This is a genomic window from Amycolatopsis sp. lyj-108 (assembly GCF_046549005.1).
In the GTDB taxonomy this organism is placed as follows: Bacteria; Actinomycetota; Actinomycetes; order Mycobacteriales; family Pseudonocardiaceae; genus Amycolatopsis.
The window spans coordinates 64,734-77,072 of the sequence record NZ_JAJPWQ010000011.1 but is presented as its reverse complement, the minus strand read 5'-3'; the positions used below and the strand labels follow the sequence as shown (position 1 = coordinate 77,072).

Annotated in this window: 1 protein-coding gene; it reads left to right on the top strand. The window is 71.0% G+C overall.

Annotated elements, in window-relative coordinates; translation table 11 throughout:
* Nucleotides 1-114 precede the first annotated feature (114 nt).
* A complete protein-coding gene (locus ACLJO0_RS32800) occupies nt 115-12,168 on the top strand; it encodes an amino acid adenylation domain-containing protein (RefSeq protein WP_410582829.1) in 12,054 nt (4,017 codons plus the stop codon).
* The last annotated feature ends 171 nt before the right edge of the window (nt 12,169-12,339 follow it).

Genomic DNA, 12,339 nt, shown 5'->3' with positions numbered 1-12,339 from the left:
TCGGGTGACGATTCTGCGGGGGGACATGCCGTATTCGACGTCGGCGCCTCGGCTTCGCGCAGGGGAACCCGAGCTTGGTTCGCCGAAGAACTTCGTTGATCGAGGGAGATATTGATGGCTCAGTCGCGGATCGAGGACATCTGGCCGCTGTCGCCGTTGCAGGCAGGGCTGGTCTTCCACGCGGTCTACGACGGTGACGGGCTCGACGTCTACATTGGACACTGGGTCCTGGAGCTCGACGGCCCGGTGGACGCGGCGAGGCTCCGCGCGGCGTGGGAGGCCTTGCTGGCCCGCCATGCTTCGCTGCGGGCTTGTTTCCGGCAGCGCAAATCGGGTGAGACCGTACAGATCATCGCGCGGCAGGTGGAACTGCCGTGGCGCGAGATCGATCTGTCCCATCTCGACGACACCGAAGCGGCTGTGCGGGAGCTGGCCGAGGAGGACCGGACGAAGCGGTTCGACCTCGCGACGGCACCGTTGCTGCGGCTGACGTTGATCCGGCTCGGCGACGACAGTCACCGGCTGGTGGTCACCTGCCATCACGCGATCATGGACGCCTGGTCGCTGCCCATCGTGTTCGACGAGTTGTCGGCGCTGTACGCGGCGGCGGGGCTGCCGGAAGTGACGCCGTACCGCGAATACCTCGCGTGGCTGAGCCGCCAGGACAAGACCAAGGCGCTTTCGGCCTGGACAAAGGAACTGGGGGACCTGGAGGCGCAGACCTTGGTGGCGCCCGCCGATCCGGGACGCGCGCCCGGTATCCCCGAGAGTGTCACGGTCGAGCTTCCCGCGGATCTCACGCGATCGCTGGAGGAGCTGGCCCGCGGTAACGGCCTGACGCTGAACACGGTGGTGCAGGGCGCGTGGGCGCTGGTGCTGGCGCAGCTGACCGGCCGGACGGACGTCGTGTTCGGCGCGGTCGTCTCGGCGCGTCCGCCGGATCTGCCCGGCGTGGAGGGGATGGTGGGGCTGTTCCTCAACACCGTCCCGGTGCGCGCGCGGCTGCGTGGGGTGGCGCCGGTCGTCGAGATGCTGGCGGAGTTGCAGAAACGGCAGTCGGCGCTGATTCCCGGCCAGTTCGTCGGGCTGGCGGACATCCAGCAGGCGGCCGGACCCGGCGCGAGCTTTGACACCTTGATCGTCTTCGAGAACTTCCCCCGTGAGCTCGGCGGACCGGATTCCGCCGCTCCCTTCGGCATTCGCGTCAACCAGGGCCAGGAAGCCGCCCACTATCCGCTGACGCTGGTCGCCGTCCCCGGCGAGTCGATGCTCGTCAAACTCGACTACCTCACGGATCTTTACGATGAGGCCGCCGCGCTCGCCATCGTCGAGCGGTTCACCGGTGTGCTGCGCCGGCTGTCGGCCGATCTCACCGTCGCCGACATCGACGTGACGAGCGCGGCCGAGCGCGAAAGGGTCGGGCAGTGGGGTGTCTCGGCCGAGCCGACACCGGACGTCCTGGCGCCGGATCTGTTCTCGCGCCAGATCGAAAGCGCGGTCGCGGTCGTCGCCGGTGACGAGACGCTGTCGTACGGCGAGCTGGCCGAACGCGCCGAGCGGCTCGCGGGTTACTTGAGCGGCAAGGGAGTCCGGCGCGGCGACCGGGTCGCCGTGGTGATGGACCGGTCACCCGACCTGATCGCGACGCTGCTCGCGGTGTGGAAGGCGGGCGCGGCGTACATCCCGCTGGACCCCGCGTATCCGGCGGAACGCGTGAAGTTCATGCTGGCGGACGCGGAGCCGGCCGCGGTGGTGTGCACGGAAGCGCACCGGGACGCCGTGCTGGACGGCGGTCTCGCACCGATCGTCCTCGACGATCCGGAGACCCGCCGGGCGGTCGCGGAGTCGGCCCGGCTGTCGATCGGTGCGACGGCACAGGATGTCGCGTACGTGATGTACACGTCGGGCTCGACCGGCACGCCGAAGGGTGTCGCGGTGTCGCACGGCAACGTCGCGGCGCTGGTCGGCGAACCGGGCTGGGATGTCGGTCCGGACGACGCTGTGCTGATGCACGCCTCGCACGCTTTCGACATCTCCCTGTTCGAGATGTGGGTGCCGTTGCTGTCGGGCGCGCGGCTGGTGCTCGCCGGCTCGGGTGTCGTGGACGGCGAGGCGCTGGCCGGTCACGTCGCGGCCGGGGTCACGGCCGCGCACCTGACGGCCGGGAGTTTCCGGGTGCTGGCCGAGGAAGCACCGGAGTCGGTCGCGGGCCTGCGCGAGGTGCTGACCGGCGGCGACGCGGTGCCGCCCGCGGCGGTCGAGCGGGTGCGGCGGACGTGCCCGGACGTGCGGGTGCGGCATCTCTACGGGCCCACCGAGGCCACGCTGTGCGCGACGTGGTGGCTGCTCGAACCCGGTGACGACATGGGGTCGGTGCTGCCGATCGGCCGTCCGCTCGCGGGACGGCGGGTCTACGTCCTCGACGCGTTCCTGCGGCCGGTGCCCGCGGGGCTGCCCGGCGAGCTGTACGTCGCCGGAGCCGGTGTGGCGCAAGGCTATCTGGGTCGCTCGGTGCTGACGGCCGAGCGGTTCGTGGCCGATCCCTTCGCTCCCGGCGAGCGCATGTACCGGACCGGGGATCTGGCGTACTGGACGGACGAAGGCGCGCTGGCGTTCGCCGGTCGCGCCGACGACCAGGTGAAGATCCGCGGCTACCGCGTGGAGCCCGGGGAGATCGAGGTGGCGCTCGCCGCGCTGCCCGGCGTCGCGCAGGCCGTGGTGCTCGCCCGTGATGAGCACCTGATCGGTTACGTGGTCGCCGAAGCGGGACAGGACGTCGATGCCGAGCAGCTGCGCGGGAAGCTCGCCGACACGCTGCCCGAGTTCATGATCCCGGCCGCGATGCTGGTGCTGGACGATCTGCCGCTGACCGTCAACGGCAAGGTGGATCGCCAGGCGCTGCCCGAACCGGACTTCTCCTCGAAGGCCGCCGGCCGCGAACCGTTGACCGAAGACGAACGAGTCCTTTGTGGAGTGTTCGCCGAGGTGCTCGGGCTGGAGCGGGTCGGCGTCGAGGACAGTTTCTTCGAACTGGGCGGCGACTCGATCTCGTCGATGCAGGTGGCCGCCCGCGCCCGGCGTGAAGGGATCTCCCTGACGCCGCGGCTGGTGTTCGAGCACCGCACTCCCGAGCGGCTGGCGGCGCTGGCCAAGGAGGACCGGCCGACACCCTCCACAGTGGACAGTAGTGTCGGCGGGGTCGGCGAGATCCCGATGACGCCGGTGATGCTCGCCCTCGGCGAGAACGCCGTGCGAGCCGGCTTCGCGCAGGCCAGGGTCCTCGTGACCCCGCCGGGATTCGACCAGGACGCGCTGGTGAAAGCCCTGCAAGCCGTGCTGGACACCCACGATCTGCTGCGGGCACGAGTGGAATCGGGACAGCTGATCGTGCCCGGGCCGGGTGCGGTGGACGCGGCCACCCTCGTGACGCGGGTGGTGGCCGAGAATCTGGACGAGGCCGCCGAACTTGCGGTCCGGACGGCGACGGGCACCCTGGACCCCGCAGCCGGGACCATGCTGCGCGCGGTGTGGATCGACTCCCCGGAGACCGGTCAGGGCCGATTGGCGCTGGTGGCGCATCACCTGGCCGTCGACGCGGTTTCGTGGGGGATCATCCTGCCGGATCTGCGCTCGGCCTACGAAGACGCCACCTCCGCTCTCGAGCCCGTGACGACGTCGTACCGGCAGTGGGCGCGGAGGCTGGCCGAGCAGGCCCGCGACGAGCGCACCGTGGCCGAAACCGAACAGTGGATCGCCCTTCTCGACGGTGCCGAACCGGCCGTGGAACTGAGCCCGGGGAAGACGCACTCGTGGTCTTCGACGCTGTCCGGCGACGTGGTGAACGACCTGCTGACCCGGCTGCCCGGAGCCTTCCACTGCGGGATCCAAGACGTCCTGCTGGCGGGTCTCGCCGGTGCGGTGACGCGGCTGCGCGGGACCGGCGGCGCGCTGCTGGTGGACGTCGAAGGCCACGGCCGCGAGGCCGCCGACGGCGAGGACCTGCTGCGTACCGTGGGCTGGTTCACCAGCGTGCACCCGGTCCGCTTCGAGGTCGGATCGGGACAGCTGCTGAAGACCGCCAAGGAACAGATCCGCGCCGTCCCCGGCGACGGACTCGGCTACGGGCTGCTGCGCTACCTCAACCCCGACACCGGCGCCAGGCTGGCCGCTTTGCCGTCCGCGCAGATCGGCTTCAACTATCTCGGCAGGACAAGCCTTTCCGCCAAGGACCGGGCGTGGCAGCCGTCGGGCGAAGGGCCGCTCGGCGGTGGCCCGGACCTGATCCTGGCCCACCCCGTGGAGGTCGGCGCGGAGGTACAGGACACGCCGGACGGGCCCCGGCTGGGGCTCGCCGTCGACGGCCGGGATCTCGACCCCGCCACGGTGGAACGTCTCGGCGAGGCCTGGCTGGAGGCGCTGGCCGGCCTCGCCGCCGATCCCGCCGCCGGCGGGCACACGCCGTCCGACTTCGCTCTCGTCGAGCTGGCACAGCAGGACGTGACCGAGCTGGAGGCCGCGACGCCGGGGCTGACCGAGATTTGGCCGCTTTCGCCGCTCCAGGAAGGCATGCTGTTCGAACGAGCCGTCGCCGATGGCGGCGTCGACGTCTACCAGAGCCAGCGGATCTTCGACCTCGACGGGCCGCTTGACGCGGGACGGCTGCGGGCAGCGTGGAACCAGGTGGTCGCCCGGCACGATTCGCTGCGGACGAGTTTCCACCAGCCTGCTTCCGGCGAGCCGGTGCAGGTCGTCACCGCCGAGGCGGAAATCCCTTGGCGCACGGTCGATCTGTCGGAGGCCGGTGAGTCGGCCGCGGCCGCGGAGACCGAACGCCTGCTCGCCGAGGACCAGGCGGAGCGGTTCGACGTGACCAAGGCGCCGCTGCTCCGGCTGATGCTGATCAAGCTCAGCCCGGTGCGGCACCGGTTCGTGCTGACGTCGCATCACGTTCTCCTCGACGGCTGGTCCACGCCGCTCGTCCTTGGCGAGGTCTCGACCGCGTACGCGGGTGGGCAGGGCCCGTCGAGGCCACCGTCCTATCGGGACTATCTGACGTGGCTGAGCCGCCAGGACGAGCAGGCGACCCAGGCGGCGTGGCTGGCCGAACTCGCCGGTTCGGACGAGCCGACCGTGGTGGACGCCGACGCGGACAAGACGATGGTCGTGCCGGGTGAGCACACCGAATGGCTGCCCGAGGCGGCGACACGGAACCTCACCGGCTTCGCCCGCGGTCACGGCCTGACGGTGAGCACGATCGTGCAGGGCGCGTGGGCGCTGGTGCTGTCGCGGCTGGCGGGCCGGACGGACGTCGTCTTCGGGACGGTCGTGTCCGGTCGTCCGGCGGAGGTGCCGGACGTGGAACGGATGGTGGGGATGTTCATCAACACCGTCCCGGTCCGCGTGCGCCTCGACGGCGATCTGCCGGTGCTGAAAATGCTCCAGGATCTGCAAGCCCGGCAGTCCGCGTTGACCGAGCACCAGTATCTGGGGCTGTCGCGGGTGCAGCGGGCGGCAGGGGCGGGCGCGCTCTTCGACACCATCGTGATGGTCGAGAACTACCCGCACGACGCCGCCGGTCTCGGCGACGACGGCGGTGTTTCGATCAGCTCGGTCGTGACCAGGACCGGCACCGGTTATCCGCTGACCATGAGCGTTTCCCCCGGGAAGAGCCTGCAGATCCGCGTGGCCTACCGGCCCGACCGCATCGGCGAGGGAACGGCGGCCGAGGTCGCCAGGCAGGTCGTGCGAGTACTGGAGCGCGTCTCGACGGAGGCGTCGCTTCCCGTGGGCCGCCTCGGCGTAACGAGCGAATCGGCGCGTGCTTCCGTGGTGGAGCGCTGGAATTCGACGGGCGAGGCGACGTCCGGGACCACGGTGCCGGAGCTGTTCCGGCGGCAGGCCGGGAAAGCCCCGGACGCGGTGGCCGTCGTCGACGGGGAACGCACGCTGTCCTATGCCGAGCTGGACCGCGAATCGGACCGGCTGGCCGGGTACCTGGCCGCGCGGGGCGTGCGGCGTGGTGATCGCGTCGGTGTCGTGCTGGAACGCGGCGCGGAGCTGCTCGTCGCGCTGCTCGCGGTCTGGAAGGCCGGTGCGGCACAGGTTCCGGTGAACGTGGACTACCCCGCGGAACGGATCGAGCGGATGCTGGCCGATTCCGGTGCGGCGCTGGCGATCTGCGTGGCGGCGAGCCGCGACTCGGTGCCGGAGGGCGTCGAGCCGGTGGCCATGGACTCGGGGCCTTCGCACGAGGCGCCGTTGGTCTCTGTCGGCGTGCACGACACGGCCTACGTGATGTACACGTCGGGATCGACCGGCGTGCCCAAGGGGGTCGCGGTGCCGCACGGCAGTGTCGCGGCGCTGGCGGGTGACCCGGGTTGGTCGCAGGGCCCCGGCGATCGCGTACTGCTGCACGCTTCCCACGCTTTCGACGCGTCACTGGTCGAGATCTGGGTACCGCTGGTGAGCGGGGCCACCGTGATGGTCGCGGAACCGGGCGCGGTCGACGCGCAGCGGGTGCGGGAGGCGGTCGCACGTGGCGTCACCACCGTCCACCTGACGGCCGGGACTTTCCGTGTGGTGGCCGAGGAAGCACCGGAATCCTTCACCGGCCTGCGGGAGATCCTGACCGGCGGGGACGCGGTGCCGCTCGCCTCCGTCGAGCGGATGCGCCGCGCCTGCCCGGACGTGCGGTTCCGTCAGCTGTACGGCCCCACCGAGATCACCCTGTGCGCCACCTGGCTCGTCCTCGAACCCGGCGCCGAAACGGGCAGTGTCCTGCCGATCGGCGGACCGCTGGCCGGCAGGAAGGCGTACCTGCTCGACGCGTTCCTCCAGCCGGTGGCGCCGGGCGTGACCGGCGAGCTGTACCTCGCCGGTGCCGGTCTGGCGCACGGCTATCTGGGCGCCCCGAGCGCGACTGCGCAGCGATTCGTCGCGAGCCCGTTCGCGGCCGGTGAGCGCCTGTATCGCACCGGAGACCTCGCGCGCTGGACGGACGACGGCGAGCTGCTGTTCGGCGGCCGGGCCGACTCCCAGGTGAAGATCCGCGGCTACCGCGTCGAACCGGGGGAGATCGAGGCGGCGCTGACCGACGTGCCCGACGTCGCGCAGGCGGTCGTGGTGGCGCGGGAAGAACGTCCCGGCGAGAAGCGGCTGATCGCGTACGTCACCGCGGAATCGGGACAGGCACTGGAATCCGACGACGTCCGAGCGCGGATCGCGGAGCGGCTGCCGGAGTTCATGGTGCCCGCCGTGGTGCTCGTGCTGGACACCTTCCCGTTGACGCTCAACGGAAAGATCGACCGCGCGGCCCTGCCCGCCCCCGAATTCGCCGGGAAACCCGCCGGTCGCGAGCCGCGGACCGAGGCCGAACGGGTGCTGACCGGCCTGTTCGCCGAGATCCTCGGCCTGGACCGGGTCGGCGCGGACGACAGCTTCTTCGAACTGGGCGGCGACTCGATCCTTTCGATGCGGCTGGCCGCCCGCGCCCGGCGCGAGGACTTCGTCTTCGGGGCGAAGCAGGTCTTCGAGCAGAAGACCCCCGCGGGGATCGCGGCGGTCGCCGAACGCGGCGTGCGCCAGGCCGAGGTCGCCGACGGCGTCGGCGAGGTGCCGTGGACGCCCGTCGTGCGGGCGCTGCTCGAGCGCGATCCCGGTGCGATGGCGCGGGGCGCGCTGGCGCAGTGGGTGACCGCGGGTGTGCCCGGCGACCTGTCGATCGAGGCGCTGACGGCCGGTCTGGACGCGCTGATCGACACCCATGATCTGCTGCGGAGCCGGGTGATCGATTCTCGCTTGGTCGTGGCCGAACGCGGGACCGTGGACGCGGCGGCGCTGCTTCAGCGGGTCGAGGTGGGCGACGGTGACCTCGACGAGATCGCGGAGCGCCACGCGCACGAGGCCGCCGGACGGCTCGACCCCGTCGCGGGCGTGATGTTCCAGGCCGTTTGGGTGGTTGCGGGATCCGAGGGGCGGCTCGTGCTGGCCGCCCATCACCTCGCGGTCGACGTCGTGTCGTGGCGTGTCCTGCTGGCGGATCTGCAAGCGGCCTGCGAGAAACCGGTGCTCGATCCGCCGCCCGTCTCGTTCCGGCGCTGGGCGCGGACGCTGGCAGGCCAGGCGGCGTCGCGGACCGGGGAACTGGAGACCTGGAAGGAGATCCTCGACGGCGCGCAGGCGCGGATCGGCGAGCTCGACCCCCGGCGCGACACCATCGCGACCTCGGGACGCCGGTCGTGGACCTTGCCTCGGGACCGCGCGAGTGTGCTCGTCGAGAAGGCCACCACGGCCTTCCACTGCGGTGTCCACGAGGTCCTGCTGGCGACGCTGGCAGGGGCGGTGACCCAGTGGCGCGGTGGTACCGCCGTCGTGGTGGACGTCGAAGGCCACGGCCGTCAGCCGCTCGACGACATGGACCTTTCGCGGACGCTCGGCTGGTTCACCGATGTCCATCCGCTCAGGTTGGACACCGCCGGGATCGACTCCGCCGAGGCGGACGCACCTGGTCGGTTGCTGAAGCAGGTCAAGGAGAACGTGCGAGCGGTGCCCGACGGCGGGCTCGGCTACGGGATCCTGCGGTATCTCGACGACGAGACCGGGAAGGCACTGGCGGCGCTGCCGTCGCCGGAGATCGGGTTCAACTACCTCGGCCGGTTCTCGCCCCGGCCCGACGGCGACGCGGAACCCTGGCAGCTGGCCGGGACCATCGGCGGCACGGCGGAGGACGACCTGCCGCTGCGGCACGCCGTCGAGATCGACGCGGTCGTGCTGGACGGTGCGGCCGGACCGGAGTTCACGCTGACCGTGACCTGGGCGGAGCGGCTGCTCGGGGAGGCCGACGCGGAGTCGCTGGCCCAGGCATGGCTGGACATGCTGACCGGCCTCGCCGCCTACGTCGGCACCGACGAGAGCGCCGGGGGACATACGCCGTCGGACTTCCCGCTCATCACGCTGACGTGGCAGGAAGTGGCGGAGGTCGAGGATCTCGTCCCGAACGTGGACGACATCTGGCCGCTTTCCCCCCTCCAGGAAGGGTTGCTGTTCCACGCGGTCGACGAGCGCGGCCCGGACGTCTACGCGGGCATGCGGACGCTCGCTCTCGACGGCCCGTTGGACGTCGCCCGGTTCCGGGCGTCATGGCAGACCCTGCTCGACCGGCATCCCGCCCTGCGGGCGAGCTTCCATCAGCTCGGGTCGGGAACGGCCGTCCAGGCGGTCGCCCGCGAGGTGGCGTTGCCCTGGCAGGAGACCGATCTGTCCCACCTGCCGGAAGACGAGGCGCTGGCGGAGTTCGAGCGGATCGAGGCGGAGTCCTATTCCGCGCGATTCGAGCTGACCCGAGCACCGCTGGTCCACCTGCACCTCGTGCGGTTCACCGAACGAAGGCACCGGCTCGTGCTCAGGTCGCACCACATCTCGGCCGACGGCTGGTCGCTTCCGGTCTTCCTCGGCGAGGTGATGGCGGCGTACGAAGCCGGCGGCGACGGCCGGACGCTGCCCGCCCCGACTTCGTACCGGGAGTACCTGTCCTGGCTCGCCCGCCAGGACAAGGCGGCCGCCAGGGAGGCGTGGCAGACCGCGCTCGCCGGGCTCGACGAAGCGACCCACGTCGTGCCACCGGACACGATCACCACGCCCATCGAACCCGACCGCGTGCGTTTCGACCTCGACGCCGAGCTGAGCCGGCGCCTGGTGGAGTTCACCCGCGGGCACGGCGTGACGATGAACACCCTCTTCCAAGGGGTCTGGGCGCTGCTGCTGGCCCGGTTGACGGGACGCGACGACGTGGTCTTCGGGACCACGGTGGCCGGACGCCCGCCCGAGATCCCCGGCGTCGAATCCGCGGTCGGCCTGTTCATGAACATGCTGCCGGTCCGGGCCCGCCTCATCGGCGCGGAGCCGTTCCTCGACATGCTGTCGGACCTGCAGGACCGTCAGGTCGCGTCGATGTCGCACCAGCACATCGGGCTGGCCGAGATCAACCAGCTCGTCGGTCCGGGTGCGGCGTTCGACACGATCGTGGTGTTCGAGAACTACCCGCCCCCGCCGCCGCCGTCCGACGACCCGGACGTCCTCGCGTTGCGACCCGCCGGAATCCCGGACGACACCGGGCACTACCCGCTGTCCATCCGCGCGTCCGAAGGAGGCGGCGTCCACGGCGAGATCATCTTCCGCCCCGACGTGTTCGACCGGACACGGGTCGAGGAGATCCTCGCGTCGATCGTCCGGGCTTTCGAACAGGTCGTTGCCGACCCTCGGATCGCGGTGGGGCGCGTCGAGCTGATCGGTCCGGAGCAGCGTCACCTGGTGGTGAGGGAATGGAACCGGACGGACGAGGCGCTCGCCGCCGAGACACTGCCCGCCCTGTTCCGTGCCAAGGCCGGGCGGACACCGGACGCGACGGCCGTGGAGGACGGGGCGCGGAGCCTGTCGTTCGGCGGGCTGCTCGCCGAGGTGGAAACACTGGCGCGCGTGCTCGTGGGGCTGGGCGTGCGGCGCGAAACCCGGGTCGGCGTACTGGTCGAGCGTTCGGTCGAACTGGTGGTCGCCCTCATGGGCGTCACGTTCGCGGGCGGGGCTTTCGTACCGGTCGATCCGGACTATCCCCGTGAGCGCGTCGAATTCATGCTGGCGAACTCGGCACCCGAAGTGCTGGTGTGCACCGAGGCGACCCGGGCGGTCGTGCCTGCCGGGTTCGCGGGCACGGTGCTGGTGCTGGACGAACCGCCCGCCGCCGAGCCGGACGTGGCCTTGCCGCCGGTGGCCGCCGAAGACGCGGCCTACGTCATCTACACGTCCGGGTCGACCGGAGTGCCCAAGGGCGTTGTGGTCCCCCATTCCGGCCTCGTCAACCTGGGCCACGCGCATATCGAGCGGATGGCCGTGACTTCGTCCTCGCGGATCTTGCAGTTGTCCGCGATCGGATTCGACGCCATCGTCTCCGAGCTCTACATGTCCCTGCTCGCCGGCGCGACCTTGGTGCTGCCCGATTCGGCGAACATGCCGCCCAGGGTGACGTTGGGCGACGCGATCCGCCGGGCGCGTATCACCCACCTGACCGTTTCGCCGAGTGTGCTGGCAAGCGAGGACGATCTGCCCGGCACGCTGCGGACCGTGCTGACCGGCGGCGAGGCCCTGTCCGCCGCGCTCGTGGACCGCTGGTCTCCCGGCCGCCGGATGATCCAGGCCTACGGGCCGACGGAGACGACCATCTGCTCGACGATGAGTGCCCCGTTGGCTCCGGGGCACGATGTCGTCCCGCTCGGCGGGCCGATCCGGAACGTGCGGCACTACGTGCTCGACGCCTTCCTTCAGCCGGTGCCGCCCGGGGTGGCGGGCGAGCTCTACATCGCGGGAGTCGGGCTCGCCCGCGGTTACCTCGGACGTCCGGGGCTGACCTCGGAACGGTTCGTCGCCGACCCGTTCTCACCCGGCGGCCGTATGTACCGCTCCGGCGACCGGTTCCGCTGGGGTTCCGACGGCAGGCTGTACTTCGTCGGCCGCGCCGACGCGCAGGTCAAGGTGCGCGGCTACCGGGTCGAACCCGCCGAGATCGAGGCCGTGCTGGCGGAACATGCGTGGGCCGCCCAGGTGGCGGTCGCCGTCCACCGGGACGGCCCGGGCGACAAGCAGCTGGTGGCGTACTTCGTGCCCTCGGCCGATGCCCCCGCCAGGGGCGGCACGACGGCTTCCGCGTTGCGCGAACTGGCGGCCGAACGCCTGCCGGAGTACATGATGCCCGCGGCGTTCGTGGCGCTGGAGAAGATGCCGCTCACCCCGAACGGCAAGCTCGACCACCGGGCGCTCCAGGCGCCGGACTTCGCCGGGATGACCTCCGGGCGGAACCCGCGCACGGCCTTGGAGGCGAAGCTGTGCGGACTGTTCGCGGAGGTACTCGGGCTGGAGCGGGTGGGTGCCGACGACAGCTTCTTCGAACTCGGCGGCGACTCGATCACCTCGATGCAGCTGTCGGCCCGGGCCCGCCGCAACGGGCTGGAACTGAGCCCGTGGCAGGTGTTCGAAGAGAAGACACCGGAACGGCTGGCGACGCTCGTCAAGGAGATCCCGGCCGAAGGCGAGACCACCCCGGAGCCGGAGCCCGCCGGGGGCTCGCTCGTCGCCCTTTCCCCAGACCAGCTGGACCAGCTCGAGGCCGGATTCTCGTGATCAGACACGGAACTCATGTGCTTGGAGCCGTAACTCACGTGCTTGGAGGCGTAACTCGCATATACGGCTCCGATCACGCGAGTTACGGCTCTGATCACGCGAGTTACGCCCTCAAGCACGCGAGTTCGCCCCACCCGCCCAACGCGAACGCGAGTTCACTCACCCACCCAG